14 protein-coding genes are annotated in these 15976 nt (G+C 40.3%); 4 read left to right on the top strand and 10 right to left on the bottom strand.

Annotated features, from left to right (window positions below):
* Positions 1-81 precede the first annotated feature (81 nt).
* The 4 genes from dapF to K6I41_RS04295 all read right to left on the bottom strand — a co-directional run bounded on the left by dapF (position 82) and on the right by K6I41_RS04295 (position 3974).
* Entirely contained in the window at positions 82-927 is an 846-nt protein-coding gene (gene dapF / locus K6I41_RS04310; RefSeq protein WP_250375268.1) for a diaminopimelate epimerase, read from the bottom strand.
* 5 nt (positions 928-932) lie between these two features.
* Entirely contained in the window at positions 933-2183 is a 1251-nt protein-coding gene (gene lysA / locus K6I41_RS04305; protein ID WP_151964215.1) for a diaminopimelate decarboxylase, read from the bottom strand.
* Between the two features lie 22 nt (positions 2184-2205).
* Positions 2206-2427 carry an LPS translocon maturation chaperone LptM gene (lptM, locus tag K6I41_RS04300; protein ID WP_004790575.1) on the bottom strand — a complete coding sequence of 74 codons (222 nt, stop codon included), beginning with the start codon at positions 2425-2427 and terminating at the stop codon, positions 2206-2208.
* 140 nt (positions 2428-2567) lie between these two features.
* Positions 2568-3974 carry an amino acid permease gene (locus K6I41_RS04295; RefSeq protein ID WP_005307657.1) on the bottom strand — a complete coding sequence of 469 codons (1407 nt, stop codon included), beginning with the start codon at positions 3972-3974 and terminating at the stop codon, positions 2568-2570.
* 488 nt (positions 3975-4462) lie between these two features.
* Here K6I41_RS04295 and radA point away from each other — a divergent pair, with 488 nt between their 5' ends.
* Both radA and K6I41_RS04285 read left to right on the top strand, forming a co-directional pair.
* Entirely contained in the window at positions 4463-5851 is a 1389-nt protein-coding gene (gene radA, locus K6I41_RS04290) for a DNA repair protein RadA (protein ID WP_111854510.1), read from the top strand.
* A gap of 82 nt (positions 5852-5933) precedes the next feature.
* The gene (locus tag K6I41_RS04285) at positions 5934-6926 is read left to right on the top strand and encodes a Tim44 domain-containing protein (protein WP_013197042.1); all 993 of its coding nucleotides are present in this window, start codon (positions 5934-5936) and stop codon (positions 6924-6926) included.
* Positions 6927-6984: 58 nt separating this feature from the next.
* On the opposite strand, the gene epmA is transcribed toward K6I41_RS04285, so the two are convergent.
* From epmA to K6I41_RS04260, 5 genes are all read right to left on the bottom strand, one after another.
* Positions 6985-7959, bottom strand: coding sequence for an EF-P lysine aminoacylase EpmA (gene epmA / locus K6I41_RS04280; protein ID WP_250375267.1), 975 nt, complete (start codon positions 7957-7959; stop codon positions 6985-6987).
* Complete coding sequence (locus K6I41_RS04275) at positions 7956-9023, bottom strand: 4-phosphoerythronate dehydrogenase (protein ID WP_250375266.1); 1068 nt, start codon at positions 9021-9023, stop codon at positions 7956-7958. The genes epmA and K6I41_RS04275 overlap by 4 nt, the downstream gene beginning before the upstream one ends.
* Before the next feature lie 104 nt (positions 9024-9127).
* Entirely contained in the window at positions 9128-9520 is a 393-nt protein-coding gene (locus tag K6I41_RS04270) for a YkvA family protein (protein ID WP_250375265.1), read from the bottom strand.
* A gap of 150 nt (positions 9521-9670) precedes the next feature.
* Complete coding sequence (gene fdhD, locus K6I41_RS04265; RefSeq protein WP_107882995.1) at positions 9671-10456, bottom strand: formate dehydrogenase accessory sulfurtransferase FdhD; 786 nt, start codon at positions 10454-10456, stop codon at positions 9671-9673.
* Positions 10457-10534: 78 nt separating this feature from the next.
* A complete protein-coding gene (locus tag K6I41_RS04260; protein WP_250375264.1) occupies positions 10535-12943 on the bottom strand; it encodes an FdhF/YdeP family oxidoreductase in 2409 nt (802 codons plus the stop codon).
* Positions 12944-13339: 396 nt separating this feature from the next.
* On the opposite strand from K6I41_RS04260, the gene K6I41_RS04255 reads away from it, so the two are divergent.
* Positions 13340-14497, top strand: coding sequence for a glycerate kinase (locus K6I41_RS04255; RefSeq protein WP_250375263.1), 1158 nt, complete (start codon positions 13340-13342; stop codon positions 14495-14497).
* Here the strand turns inward: K6I41_RS04255 and K6I41_RS04250 are convergent.
* Entirely contained in the window at positions 14494-15060 is a 567-nt protein-coding gene (locus K6I41_RS04250) for a TetR/AcrR family transcriptional regulator (protein WP_250375262.1), read from the bottom strand. The two genes, K6I41_RS04255 and K6I41_RS04250, sit on opposite strands and share 4 nt — an antisense overlap.
* A 122-nt stretch (positions 15061-15182) precedes the next feature.
* Here K6I41_RS04250 and K6I41_RS04245 point away from each other — a divergent pair, with 122 nt between their 5' ends.
* Positions 15183-15968 carry an SDR family NAD(P)-dependent oxidoreductase gene (locus K6I41_RS04245; protein ID WP_192837065.1) on the top strand — a complete coding sequence of 262 codons (786 nt, stop codon included), beginning with the start codon at positions 15183-15185 and terminating at the stop codon, positions 15966-15968.
* Positions 15969-15976 lie beyond the last annotated feature (8 nt).

Raw genomic sequence — 15976 nt, 5'->3', positions numbered from 1 at the left:
AATTGAAAAATTATTGTATATAAAAGAAAGCCTCTTTTATCATTTTAGTTAATAAAAGAGGCTTCTATTTAGGTAATGCTATTAACTTTGGAAATAACGTAAATCCAAACGCCCATCATATACATGAGTTGTTGGACCCGTCATCCAGACCACATCGCCTTCTTGCCATTCGATTTGTAGCTTACCGCCAGCCAATTCAACTTCCACTGAATTACCCAGTAAGCCACGGCGCATACCACTTACCGCAGCAGCACAAGCCCCTGTGCCACATGCAAGGGTTTCACCTACACCACGTTCAAATACACGTAAACGTACATGCTTTTCATCAATGATTTGCATAAAGCCAGCATTCACACGTTCAGGGAAACGTTTATGTGATTCAACTTGTGGACCAATGCTAGCAACATCTGCAGTTAATACATTTGGAACAATAGTGACAGCATGAGGATTGCCCATATTGACCACATCAATACTAATGTTTTGGTCATTGGCTAACTCTAGTGTATATAAAGCTTCTGGTTGTTCAGCAATGAATGGAATTTCATTCGGCAAGAATTTTGGGTAGCCCATATTCACGCGAACCCAACCATTTTGCCCCAGTTCAGGTTTGACAATCCCAGCTTTGGTTTGAACAGTAATACTAGTTTTCGTTGTTAAATGACGCTCATGTACAAAGCGAGCAAAACAGCGTACACCGTTACCACATTGTTCAACTTCCGAACCATCTGCATTAAAAATACGATATTTAAAATCTGCTTCCGGTAAATCAGGTGGTTCAACAATTAAAAGTTGATCAAAACCAATACCGAAATGACGATCGGCTAAGCGTTGAATTGTTTCTGTATCCAAATAGGCGCGTTGGCTGATCAGATCAACCACCATAAAGTCATTGCCTAGGCCATGCATTTTAGTAAATTCTAACAACATTTCATTTACTCCTCAGGCAATAAACTTTCTTTTTCCCAAAGGGATTCAACTGTTTCACGTTCACGAATCAAATGGGCTTTGTCGCCAGACACCATTACTTCTGCGGCACGTCCACGTGTATTGTAATTTGAACTCATTACAAAACCATAAGCGCCAGCGCCAAGAACAGCTAACAGGTCATTTTCTTTTAACGCTAATGAGCGATCTTTACCAATGAAATCACCTGTCTCACAGATTGCACCCACGAGATCCCAAGTTTTTTCTTCAGTATCTGAACTTGGTACCACAGGTTGGATATCCATCCAAGCTTCATATAATGCAGGGCGAATTAAATCATTCATTGCTGCATCAATAATGGCAAAGTTACGGTGACTCGTAGGCTTGAGCAAATCGACTTTGGTTAAAAGCACACCTGCATTTGCACTAATGCTACGACCCGGTTCCATATAAACCTTAAGACCTAACTTTTCTAAAGCAGGTTTCATTGAGTTGGCATATTCTTCAACACTTGGTGGTGTTTCATCTTTATAGCAAACCCCTAAACCACCACCGATATCGATGTGTTTAAGATTGATACCAAGTTTTTTTAGTTCCTCAATCATTACCATCACACGATCTAAAGCATCAACGAATGGTTTAGTCTCGGTTAATTGCGAACCAATGTGGCAGTCAATTCCAATAATCTCAAGGTTTGGTAAAGATGCAGCATATTGATAGGTTTCATAAACGGTATCACTTGGGATACCAAATTTATTTTCTTTTAAACCTGTTGAAATATAAGGATGTGTTTTTGCATCTACATCTGGATTTACACGTAAAGAAATCGGTGCTTTTTTGCCTAGACGAGCTGCAACTTTTTGAAGACGATCTAGTTCGGCATACGACTCTACATTAAAGCAAGCAATGCCTACATTTAACGATGTTTCAATATCGGCTTCAGTTTTACCTAAGCCAGAAAAAACAACTTTAGATGCATCTCCACCCGCTTTTAAAACACGTGCAAGCTCACCACCTGATACGATATCAAAACCAGCACCAAGTTTTGCCAATACATTAAGAACAGCTAAATTTGAGTTAGACTTCACCGCAAAACAGATTTGATGATCAATAAAATCAAAAGCACGATCCATATCTAAGTAATGTTTTTCAAAAGCTGCTTTTGAATAAACATACAAAGGTGTGCCAAATTGCTGCGCAAGCTGCTCCATAGAACATTGCTCTGCGTGCAATACTCCATTAATGCGAGTGAAACTCATGAATTTGTCCTTATTTCAAAGCTTAAGGTGAAGTTGTTTGGGTTGGGGCTGATGATTCAACTGGCTGATCAGCTTGTTCATCCTGTTGCACAACTTGTTTCTGTTCTTTATTACGATAGAGCAAGTATTTCGCGCGTTTGTCATAATTCGGATCAGAAGGTAGCTGTAATGCTCCTGACTGACCGCAAGCGCTTAGCAAAATACTGCTGCTCAATAAACTGATGAGGCAAATGACACGACGCATCTGAGCACCTGATTTAAACAATTCGATGCAGTATACCGTGATCATGCAGGCGGCTAAAGAGTAAACTTAAAGAGAAAAACAATATGCATAAAAAACGCCAGCTTTTCAGCTGGCGTTTGATCATAACTAAATAAATTTAATTACTTTTTATGACGCGGTTTATAGAAGAAGAAATAACCAATGATCAAGATAATAAACCAGATTGGGCTGACTTTAAGCGCTTTAAACGTATCTGGCTCTAAAGACAACACGTAAATCATACCAATAAAGAAAATAATCGTGATCCAACATGTAAATAGGCCGCCCGGCAATTTAAATGTTGATTTTGCATGCAGCTCAGGACGTGTAGTGTAGTAACGGATATAACTCCAGATAATGAGTAACCACACGCAAATGAACAGAATCGTTGAAAGTGTTGTTGCAAGCGTAAACGCTTCAACGGTATTTGGTACAAAATACTGTAATGCTGCACCTAACAATAAACACGCAGCAGAGAAATACAATGCATTTGCAGGTACCGCACGTCTGTTCAATTTACCAAAAGCTTTTGGTCCCTGATCTTCACGAGATAGACCAAACAACATGCGGCTTGTTGAAAACACGCCACTGTTCATTGATGACATCACTGATGACAACACAACCAAGTTCATTAAGATTGCTGCTGCCGCAACGCCTGCTTGACTAAACAAGTTTACAAACGGGCTGATCGCTGGATCAATTTTATTCCATGGTGTTACTGACATAACAATAATTAATGCGAACACATAGAAAATAATGATACGAATTGGAATTGAGTTAATTGCTTTAGGCAAATTACGTTCAGGATCTTTAGTTTCCGCAGCCGTTGTTCCGACAAGCTCTACACCAACGAAAGCAAAAATCGCAATCTGGAAGCCTGCCAAGAAGCCATGTACACCCGTCGGGAAGAAGCCGCCATTGGCCCACAAATGAGTAAAGGATGCCACTTCACCAGTAGTCGAGGTAAAGCCTGTAAAGATCATCCATAGACCCACTGCAATTAAAATAATAATTGCTAGGATTTTGATAAGTGCAAACCAAAACTCCAACTCACCAAACAGGCGAACTGTTAACAAGTTCAAGCCCATAATGAATACAATGGCTGCAACACTGATCATGGCACCTTCGACTGGCGAGAAAGGTAGACCATTATTAAAGAATTGTAAGTAATAGATAATTGCAGAAAGATCGGCAATACCAATAGTGATCCAACACAGCCAATAGGTCCAACCTACAAAATAACCTGCCCATGGGCCAATTAAATCTGTTGTGAAATCAATAAATGATTTATAGGCAAGATTTGAAAGAAGTAATTCGCCAAGCGCACGCATGACAAAAAACACCATCACACCAATAATCAGGTAAATGAATAAGATTGAAGGGCCAGCAAGACTAATCGTTTTGCCTGATCCCATAAACAATCCCGTACCAATTGCACCGCCAATCGCGATCAGCTGTAAATGCCGATTTGAGAGGCTACGATGGAGCTCACCTTGTTCATGAGGCTCATTCAGATTTTGATTCGACATCTTATCAATACACTCCAGTAATTTTTTTTAGTCCGTTAGCTAAAATCAAAAAGACGATATCGCACCATTTGCAGGTATCTTTTAAATGTATATTCTTTGATAATTTTTCAGCTAACCGATTTTTATCTGTATTGCTGATGATTTCAAGCTACATACAATTAAATCTGATAATACGCACAAGCCCATAGCAATACAACGCACTTTACGGTCTAAAAACATGACTTGAACTTGTCTGATTTTTAAATTAAAAAGACGATTCAATTGACCATTTTTCTAATCTTCAATTTCATTTCAGTCCTTCATCTGTTTATTAAAAACACCCCTGCTCGACCTTAATCTTTTAAATTAACTAACGCATGACAATGACCTAATATTTTCGTTGTTTTAAATTAAGCAAAATGTATTCCACTTCAAAACTGATTCTCTATTTTGGTTTTGTTATACTCCGTTTCTACTATTAATTAAGAAGTTTTTAACTGAAGTCGAATATGAGCAAAGTCAAAACTGTTTACCGTTGCGAACAATGTGGTGCCGATCATCTTAAATGGGCAGGTCAATGTTCAGAGTGTGGTGAATGGAATTCTTTGACTGAAGTCAAACTTGAGCCTACCACTGCTCACCGCGCACGTCCAAAAGTTGGGGGCTATGCTGGTCAAGCTGCCAATATTACAACTCTAAATAAAGTCACTTTTTCCCATGAAACACGCTTAGCAACAGGCATCAGCGAATTTGATCGCGTACTTGGCGGAGGCTTAGTTACGGGTTCAGTCGTATTGATTGGTGGTGATCCGGGTATTGGTAAATCGACTATTCTTTTGCAAACAGCAACCTATATGGCAAGTGCGAAAAGCTCTGCACTTTATATTACCGGTGAAGAATCTTTATCTCAGGTTGCACTTCGCGCTCAACGTCTTGACCTACCTACTGACCAGTTAAAAGTCATGGCAGAAACCTGTGTTGAACGTATTTGCGAAGTCTTAGAACAAGAAAAACCTGTCGTGGCGATCTTAGATTCGATCCAAACGCTGTATACAGAAACACTTCAATCGGCACCAGGTGGTGTTTCGCAAATTCGTGAATCTGCTGCTTTATTAACTCGTTATGCAAAAAATAGTGGCACTGCACTCTTCATTGTTGGTCACGTGACCAAAGAAGGTGCACTGGCTGGTCCACGTGTTTTAGAACACATGGTGGATTGTGTACTTTACTTTGAAGGCCAATCAGACTCACGCTATCGAATGATACGTGCTGTTAAAAACCGTTTTGGTGCGGTGAACGAGCTTGGCGTATTTGGCATGACAGATAAAGGCTTACGTGAAGTTGCTAACCCTTCTGCCATTTTCTTAAGCCGTTATGATGAAGCGATTCCGGGTTCAATTGTCATGATTAGCCGTGAAGGAACTCGTCCTCTTTTGGTAGAAGTCCAAGCTTTAGTTGATGATGCTCAAGGACAACCTCGTCGCGTAGCATTGGGTCTGGAACAAAACCGTTTGAACATGCTGCTTGCTGTAATGCATCGTCATGGTGGTGTTCAAACCACCGGACAAGATGTCTATGTCAACATTGTCGGTGGTTTAAAAATTACCGAAACAGGTTCGGACTTGGCTGTTTTACTGGCCTGTGCATCGAGTTTACGAACCAAAGCATTGCCTCAGCAACTTGCAGTTTTTGGAGAAGTTGGCCTTTCTGGTGAAATTCGTCCTGTACCAAATGGCCAAGAGCGTTTGAAAGAAGCTGCAAAACATGGCTTTAAGTATGTCATTTTGCCTAGAGGTAATGCGCCCCAAAAAGCAATTCCAGGCGTACAAGTCATTGCGGTTGCCCGTCTGCATGAAGCATTGACTGAGGCAATGCAACTCAGTGATGAATTGACATAAAAAAACATACTTTTATGGTTGAAATTTAGCGTAAATACCTTCATAAATACTATTACAATTTAATTTTAGACAGGAATTTCCTATGGAAGTACACCAGCGTGGCTTGATTACCGGTATTTTAATGGCTGCTTTAGCAATTTCGCCTCTTGCTGAAGCTAAACGTGCAGGTGGTGGTAAAAGCCACGGTATGGCACGCTCTACTACTTCAAGCCAGTCTTATCAACAACCTCGTCAAGTGACTCCTGCTCAACAACCTGCTACTGCACCTCAACGATCAGGTCCGGGTGTTGGTTCAATGGTTGCAGCTGGTGTGGCTGGTGCTGCCGTAGGTGCTGTTGCAGCAAATGCTTTAGCTGATGACAAACCAACATCAACTGAACATCAAGCAACTCAAGCTGGAACAGAACAAGCTGCTCAAGCGCAACAAGAAGAGAAAAAAGGTGGAATTCCTAGCTGGCTTTGGGTATTACTTGCAGCAGCTTTAGCCTTTTTTGTTTTCCGCAAATTGGGCGCAAAAAAAAAATTAGCAGCTAATAATCCTTACGCACCAAATAACGACGGTCAAAACCCATTTGGTCGTTCTGCTGCACCACAAGCAACACCACGTAATGCTGGAGATAATACAAATATCTTTGGTCAATCTGTTGGTGGCGGTGCAGCAACCCAAGCTCCTTTTGGCGGTGCAACAACGAGCAATGGCAATCAACTTCCAGATGGTAGTGAACCTGCTGCTTTCTTACGTATTGCACGTCAACGTTTTAATCACATCCAATCGATGAATACTGCAAGTAACATTGAAGAAATTCGCCGTTACTTAACACCAGAACTTTATAGTTCTATGTATAACGACATCATGGAAAACCAAGATCAAGACGTTGCTGAATTTAGCAATCTGAATGCGATGGTTGTAGACAGCGCGACTGAAAATGGTCAATACGTTGTAAGCGTACGCTTCACTGGTACTGTGAGTGAAGATTTAAACAGCTTGCCACAACCATTTACTGAAATCTGGCACTTCGTTAAGCCTGCTGGTTCTCAGCAAGATTGGGTTGTTGCAGGTATTCAACAAGCGTAAGCTAAATAAACCCTCAATAAAAAAGCCACAATATTGTGGCTTTTTTATTTGTCAGTTTTTAAGCAATTTCAGCTGGGAATGTAATAACTTTTTCAATTTTGACCTGATCCATTGCAACCATGAGTAAGCGGTCTATACCTAAAGCAATTCCTGAACATTCTGGCATATGAGGCAGTGCTGCTAACAAGTGTTCATCTAAAGGCATAACATGAAGGCCTTGCTTAGCACGCTCTGCATTGTCTGCTTCAAAACGTGAACGTAACACCTCTGCGTCGAGCAATTCATCGTAAGCATTGGCAAGCTCTAAACCTTCAATATAAACCTCAAAACGTGCTGCGACCTCTTCCCCATCTTCATCTACTTTCACTTTTGCCAAAGATGCCATTTCTGGTGGAAAGTCAGTTAAAAAGACTGGCGCATCAAATCCTAAGCTTGGTTCAACAAAATGAGAAAATAATAAATCCATGTAAGCTAGACGATCATCGCCTAAATCAAGATTTAATCCCACACGATTTGCAGTATCTTTGAGTTGCTTCAATGTTGCTTGTAAAGGGTTGATATCGAGGCGATCTTGAAAGGCATGTTTATAACTTAAAATAAACGGACGAACTTCACCAAAACGATGCTGCAAACAGCTTTGCAATAAATCGGCGGTTTCATGCATTAATGCTTTTAAGTCTAGACCCGGGCGGTACCATTCGAGCATGGTAAATTCACTATTGTGTTTACGTCCGTGTTCATCGTCTCGAAAAACCTTACAGATTTGGTAAATCGGCCCGCTACCACTCGCTAGTAAACGCTTCATGGCAAACTCTGGAGAAGTCTGTAAATATTGAGTCTGCAATTTGCCATTAATATGACGTAAAGTCTGAACAGAAGCTAAATGCACATCGGTGACACCTGCTTGTGAAACAATCGGTGTTTCGACTTCCATGACATCACGTTCAGCAAAAAACTGACGAATCTGGTTATAGAGCTTAGCACGTGCTTTTAAGGCATCAATTGAACAAGTTGGTTGATAACTTAAACTCATGCCTGCGGCCCTCTATGTGCTGCCCATTCACGGCGCAGTGGATAGTTTTTACGTAATAAATCAAATGCTTTTTGCTCTACTTTGCCCTCTTTAATGCAGGCACGGATGTTGGCATCATCTTGAGCAATATCATAAATCTGAGTTATTTTTTGCTTTAACACTTCTTTTAAATCATTTCCTGAAAAATAGTCGTCACATGCAGGCAACTGAGTCTCGAAACGTTTATTTATATCAAACCCAAACTTTTGGCAGAATGCTTCATAAATCATTTGTGTACCGCGTGCCTTCCCTTCAAGGCTATAACCTGCAATATGCGGTGTCGCCAACGCTAACATGTCTATAAGTTCTTCAGATATGACGGGTTCATGTTCAAATACATCGAGCACAACTTTACGCTGGGTACGCTGAATATCTTCGATTAAAGCAGCTTCTTTCACGACTGGACCACGCGCACTATTAATTAAAATCGTGTTCGGTTGAAGTGCAGCAAACGCTTGCTCATCAAACAGATGATACGTCGCATGTTCACCATTTTTGGTTAAAGGCACATGAATTGAAATTGCATTCGCTTGTTGCAAAAGAGTTTCTAAACTCACATTTTTAATTGAATCTAACTGCACAAATGGGTCAAAGCCAATCACATTCCAGCCCAGCAACTGGGCCATATATGCCAAACGCTTACCGACGTTTCCAAGCCCCACTATTCCTAGGGTAAATTTTTCTTTTTGTTCTAAAAGGTTGACATCTAAATGAAGTAAAGCAGTAATGACATATTCAGCAACTGCCTGCGCATTACAACCTGCTGCATTGGCCCATGTAATTCCTTGTTTTTCTAAAGCAGAAATATCTAAATGATCGGTGCCGATTGTGGCACTACCCACATATTTTAAAGCGGTGTTTTGAATTAAACTTTCGTTTACTGCGGTGACTGAGCGAACCAATAAAGCTTCAGCATCTTTTACATCTGCGTGCGTTAAGGTGCGTCCTGCATGGTGTTGAATATCGCCAAATTCTGAAAAAAAGTAATCGGTAAATGCCAAGTTTTCATCTGCGACGATTTTCATTATCTGCAACTCAAAGCTTATAAAAACGTTATTATCCTTTGAGTTGTAGCAAAGCACAATGTTCAGGGCGTTAAATTACGATAAGGCTTCTAAGCGTAGTTCACCTACAAACCACCACCAAAATAAAAATAAGCCATCACCGCTAGAGTGAGCCACATTAAAATAATAAGTACAGCAACCAAATAATTTCGTGGCCCTTTTTCATGTTCTTCTAGCCATTCATTAGCTTTCTGTTCTGCATCGAAAATAACTTGTTGAGGCGTAAATCGAAGCGCTAACCAAATGAGTATCGGTAAAATGATGGCCTCATCTAAAAGGCCTAAAATAGGAATAAAATCTGGAATTAAATCGATTGGACTAAAGGCATAAGCCACAGCCACCACAGCAATAACTTTTGGGAACCATGGCATTTGAGGATGCTTTGATGCAAACCAAAGCATAATAATTTGTTTTTTTAGACGTTTTGCCCATTCTTTTAGTGATTGTAACCAAGACATTTGGACAGACTCTGAACTACATAACTCTGATCATAAAGTATAAAGTTCGTGCTTAACTTAAAATTAGGCAAAATAGAAATGTATATTTCCATTATGTTTGATCATTCTTAGCATTTGAACTGATCTGATCAATATTTCAATGCATGATCTTTATGTGTATAAAACGAAATCATCTCCACGACAAAAGCTTGCTAAAGTTAGGCCTGAAGTTTTTGCGAGTCGAATAGCCATACTGGTTGGGGCAGAAATTGAAGCCAATAAACCTATATTAAGCTGAGCACATTTACGGATTAATTCGTAGCTTGCACGACTAGTCATAACAACAAAACCCAAACTGGTGTCGTAGTTTTCTTGAGCTAAATAACCCAGCAATTTATCTAAGGCATTATGACGACCAACATCTTCAAACAATGCCATGATTTTGCCTTGAACCACCCAAGCAGCGGCATGAGCACCACCCGTTAAGGCAGTAATTTTCTGTTGATCTTTTAATTGAGAAATCGCGACTGGAATTTGTTCAAGCCATTCTTTGGAAGGTTCGATGGTAATTTTAGAAATATCGAGCTGAAGCTGCTCCAAACTTTCAATGCCACATAAACCACAGCCTGTACGACCCACTAACATACGCCGCCTTTCTTTTAACGCAGCAAATGCTCTAGATGAAATGGTCATATTCACTTCAATTCCCAGTTCACTTTCATGAACCTCAATGGCATACAACTCTTTTAAGCTCGTTAAAATTCCTTCGGACAGACTAAAACCTTTAGCGAACACACTCACATCGGTAGGTGTAGCCATCATTACTGCATGAGAAATGCCGTTATATACCAAAGCAATCGGATGCTCTTGAACAATATTATCTAAAACACTTTCAGATTCGGTTTTCTTAAACCGCTTTACTTGTAATGTTTCAACCCCATAAGAATGTGGTGTCAAAATAATTTCCTTTATCTTGAAATGGCGCTTATTTAGAGCGCCATTTGTTTGAATTACATTTTTAATATCGCTGTTAATTTAAAGGTTACTTACTTTCTTATCAGCATCTTCAGGGTCAACTGCCGTTGCCAAATTAAAGTGTGCAGGTGCATCACCGGGATGCAAAATCACAGGAACACTTTTTGAAGCTGGAATTTTGGCGTATTTATCATGACTGCTTAACGCCACCAACGGATTGGTCTCTGGATAGTACGCAGCTAAACTGCCACGTGGAATGTTGTACGGCACAATACGGAAACTATGCACAATACGTTTAACACCATCTGAGAAAACACTTTCAATATCAACCCATTGATTTGCTTCAAAGCCCGCTTCATCAATATCGGCTTGGTTCATAAATAACACACGGCGCTGCCCAAAGACTCCGCGGTAACGGTCATCGAGACCATATAGCGTCGTGTTGTATTGGTCATGAGAGCGAGTGGTCATTAAGGTATAAACTTTGCTGTCGGTATAAGCGGCAGCATATTGATTTTCTTTATCGCCATAGACTTCACTCAGTGGTGTAATCATAAACTGAGCTTTACCACTTTTTGTGTTCCAAATGTGCTGATTAGCCGGATGCTCTAGATGGAAACCACCTGGGTTATAGACACGTAAATTAAAATCATGGAACTCATCAAAAACCTCAGCAATTGAGTCACGAATACGATCATAACTTTCAATGTACCATTTCCATTTGATCTTGCTGTCTGGTAGAACCGCTTCAGCCATTCTTGCCACGATGTCTGGTTCAGATAAAATATTTTCAGAAATTGGGGTATTACGCCCAGCCGACAAATGAATATTACTCATCGAATCTTCGACTGAAATTGCCTGCGGGCCATGAAGCTGCTCATCAATTTCGGTACGGCCTAAACATGGCAAAATCAGAGCCTCTTTACCACAAACCAAATGGCTACGGTTTAACTTGGTTGCAACATGAACGGTTAAATTACACTTTCTAAGTGCTTCTTGGGTATACGGTGTATCTGGCGTCGCAACTGCAAAGTTACCACCTAAACCAATAAAGACTTTGACCTCACCTTCAGCCATAGCTTTAATCGTTTCAACGACACCATGCCCATTTTTTCTAGGGGATTTAATCCCAAACACGCGGTCAATGTTGTCGAGTAATTTAGGACTAGGTAACTCATTAATGCCCATAGTTCGGTCGCCTTGCACATTACTGTGCCCACGAACTGGACAAAGCCCTGCACCCGGACGACCAATTTGCCCACGAGCCAATAATAAATTCGCCAACATATGCACATTAGCTGTTCCATGGCGATGTTGAGTAATACCCATCCCCCAACAGAAAATTGAGCGCTCAGACTCTAAAAAGAGCTTAGCGAGTTTTTCTAAATGCTCTGGTGATAGACCCGAGTGTTTATAAATATCTTTCCACTCAGTTTTTTCAACCTCGGCAATCATCTCGTCGAAACCGATTGTATTCACCGCAATAAAGTTTCGGTCAAAAACGCTTGGTTTACCTGAAGCGAGCGCCTTTTTATCCCACTCATTTAGGTGCTTTAAAATCCCTAACATCAGTGCATAGTCACCACCAATTTTAGGTTGGAAATAATAACGACTAATTGGGGTACTGCCGTTAGTCATCATTTCAAGTGGTGCTTGTGGGTCTTGGAAACGTTCAAGTCCTCGTTCTTTAATTGGGTTAATCGCAACAATGTTACCGCCACGTTTAGACACTTCACGCAAAGTACCTAACATACGTGGGTGATTAGTTCCGGGATTGTGCCCAAAACTAAAAATTGCATCAGCTAAATCAAAGTCTTCTAGGGTGACTGTGCCCTTTCCTAAACCAATCGAATCAAGTAATCCAACGCTTGTGGTTTCATGGCACATGTTCGAACAGTCTGGGAAGTTATTTGTTCCAAAGCTTCGCACAAACAATTGATATAAAAATGCTGCCTCATTACTTGCACGGCCAGAGGTATAAAACGCAGCTTGATCTGGGTTATCTAAGGCATGAAGATGCTTAGCAATAATCTGAAATGCTTCATCCCATGAAATTGCCACATATTTATCGGTTGCAGCATCGTAGCGAACTGGATCTGTTAAGCGACCTAAGTCTTCTAGAAAGAAATCACTTTGTTCTGATAACCAACTGACGGTATGACCTGCAAAATATTCGGGAGTCACTGTTTTACTGGTTGCTTCAAATGCAACTGCTTTTGCGCCGTTTTCACAGAAGTTAAAGGCATGAGCATTTTTCTTTTCTGGCCATGCACAACCGGGACAGTCGAACCCTGTAGGCTGGTTAATATTGAGTAAGGTAATCGAACCTTTTTTTAAAATATCTTGCCGCTTTAAGTTTCGAGCGACACTAAGAAGTGCTCCCCATCCGCCCGCAGGATGAGTATAGGGTTCAATTCGTGCAAAGCCGTTATTTTCCTGAATATGCTTTTGTTCTTCTGAATTATCCACTTTGTCATCCTCTTATTACTTTTTACACATTCTATAGGTGCAATAAATCACAACTTAATTATGGTTATATCTACGCTATTTGCTGTTTATCTTAATAAGTAAAAATCCACTTTTATCTTACTCATGATATTTAGAGGCAGCCTCAACGCTAGTTATAATATGTGCCATATTTTTTATAATTACAATCATTCAGCAAAAACCAAAAAATTATTTAAATTAAATAAAAACAACATCTTAAAAACACAACGATCTATTTTTTACAGATAAAAACATAATTCACTTTATATTTTTAAAAAATAGAAATGATGTAATGAGCTGAAATTTACGTCATTTTAAGTAGGTTTTTATGGGTTTAAGCAGTATAAATTAATTGAAAAAAACAGATTCAGAGAACTTATGAAGGTTGTGATTGCGCCAGACTCTTTTAAAGACAGCCTATCGGCTTTGGGCGTCGCTCAAGCCATTGCCAAAGGATGGCAAGAGGTTTTTCCAAATGCTGAAACGCTGATATGTCCAATGGCAGACGGTGGTGAAGGAACCATAGAAGCGGTGTTAGAGGTCTGTGAAGGGGAATGGCGTGAAAAAACCGTAATGGGACCATTAGGTCAGCCTGTTCAAGCAAGATGGGGATGGTTAGAAAAACAAAAAATCGCCATCATTGAAATGGCTCAAGCCAGCGGCATACAGTTAGTTCCACCGTCTGAGCGTGATGCTTGTCACAGCACAACGTTTGGCACAGGCCAGCTCATTTTGGATGCTTTAGACGCAGGTGCAAAAGACATTATTTTAACCGTGGGTGGTAGTGCAACCAATGATGGAGGTACAGGATTACTCAGTGCTTTGGGCGCAGTTTTGCTCGATGCTAACCACAACGTTTTACCCCTTGGTGGACTCGCGCTCAAAAACCTATCAAAAATTGATTTAACACATTTCGACCCACGTATTCAGCAAACTCGGTTTTTACTGGCTGCCGATGTGACCAATCCACTTTGTGGTCCAAACGGCGCATCTCATATTTTTGGTCCACAAAAAGGTGCTTCCCCTGCTCAAGTAGAGTTACTCGATGGAGCTCTTGCCCATTTTGCCGATGTCTCGCTTAAGCTTTTAGGTTTCGATAAACGAGATGAAGCGGGTTCTGGTGCTGCGGGAGGTTTAGGTTTTGCAGCCAAAAGTTATTTAAATGCTGAGTTTAAAGCTGGAGTTAAGGTTGTGGCTGAACTCAATCAGCTTGCCCATAAAATCTCTAACGCGGATTGGGTCATTACAGGCGAAGGTAAATTTGACCAACAAACCTTAAGTGGTAAAACAGTTTTTGGGGTGAGTCAAATTGCCAAAACACACAATGTTCCTGTCATTGTCATTGCAGGAACATTAGGCGAAGGCTATCAAGCACTCTATGAACATGGCGTTACAGCTGCATTTTCGCTAACTAATGGCCCTATTACCTTAGAACAAGCCTGCGAACATGCGGCCAAACTTATTTATGAAAGAACTGTCGATATTGCGAGGTTAATTCAATTTAGCCAAACCAGTTTGAGAGATAAAAAAGTTTAATCAGCTAACTTTAAAAGGCTTTCTTTACAGCTTTCCAATATTTCATCGCTAAGGTTTGATTGGTCTGGGCATGCGCGAGACAATGCAATTGCCCCTACAGATTGGGCAAGAATATTAATGGCTTGCTTTCTCAACTCTGGCGCTTCCAAAGAAACTTGTTTGGCTCGTTCATTCATAATGAACTGAATAAGTTGCTCAATACCCTCTTCAAATTCGACTTTTACTTCGTCTGGCTGTCTTGCAGCATCACAAGATAACGCTGTTAAGGTACATCCCAAATCTCGGTTGTCTCGATGAGTGCGGGACACATAAAGCTGAATAAATTGAGTTAAGTTTAAACCTTCTATTCTTTTTAAAACCTGCTCAAGCCCATGTTTAACGGTAATTGAGACAAGGTCGGTCTTCGAAGTGAAATGTTTATAAAAGCCGCCGTGAGTAAAGCCCGCGCTAGACATTAACTCGGCAATGCCAACTCCGTCATAGCCTTTGCTACGAAAGAGTTGAGTCGCCTTTTCAACAATTTTATCTCGGTTTTCTTTTACCTGAGTTTTACTGACTTTCATTTTGGCGCACCCACTTTTATTCACCCTACTGGTCATAATTATACATTGATTATGGTTGACATCAAAACTCGCATATTTTAGATTATATTCATCATCTAAAAATTAAAGCCTGGAGACATCACATGTCAGCTCAATCAAAAGTACTTATTACAGGGGCTTCGTCAGGAATTGGTTCTGTCTATGCAGACCGATTTGCTCAACGTGGCCATAACTTAATCTTGGTTGCACGAGACACCAATCGCTTAGATAAAATCTCAAAAGACCTTCAAGAAAAATACGGTGTACAGGTCGAGTTCATTCAAGCCGATCTATCAAAAGATCAAGACATCACTAAAATTGAAGATGTACTCAAAAACGATGCTGATATTGAAATTTTGGTAAATAACGCTGGGATTGCACTGAACGGAAACTTTTTAACTCAAGATATTAAAGACATTGAAAAACTTATAACTTTAAATATGACCGCAGTTGTTCGGTTGTCTCATGCAATTTCGCAACCCCTTCTACGCAAAGGTAAAGGCGCCATTATTAATTTAGGTTCAGTGCTTGGATTAGCTCCTGAACTTGGTTCGACCATTTATGGCGCAAGTAAATCTTTCATCCAATTTTTTAGCCAAGGCTTATATTTAGAGTTAAAAGATCATGGCGTGCATGTTCAAGCCGTATTGCCATCTGCAACTAAAACCGAAATTTGGGAACGTTCTGGCATCGACTTAAGCCAAGTTCCACCATTAATGGATGTCCAAGATTTGGTCGATGCGGCTCTGATAGGTTTTGACCGTAAAGAAACGATCACAATTCCTGTGCTGAAAGACGAAAATCAATGGAATAATTTTGAAAAATCACGTATCACATTACTACCAAACTTTTCTTCGGCTGAAGTAGCCCAACGTTATAAAACTAACTAATACTGCTA

This window comes from Acinetobacter sp. AS23 (assembly GCF_023612055.1).
Taxonomy (GTDB): Bacteria; Pseudomonadota; Gammaproteobacteria; order Pseudomonadales; family Moraxellaceae; genus Acinetobacter; species Acinetobacter oleivorans.
Note: the sequence above shows the minus strand (reverse complement) of the source record. Positions and strands in the feature narration are given on the sequence as shown.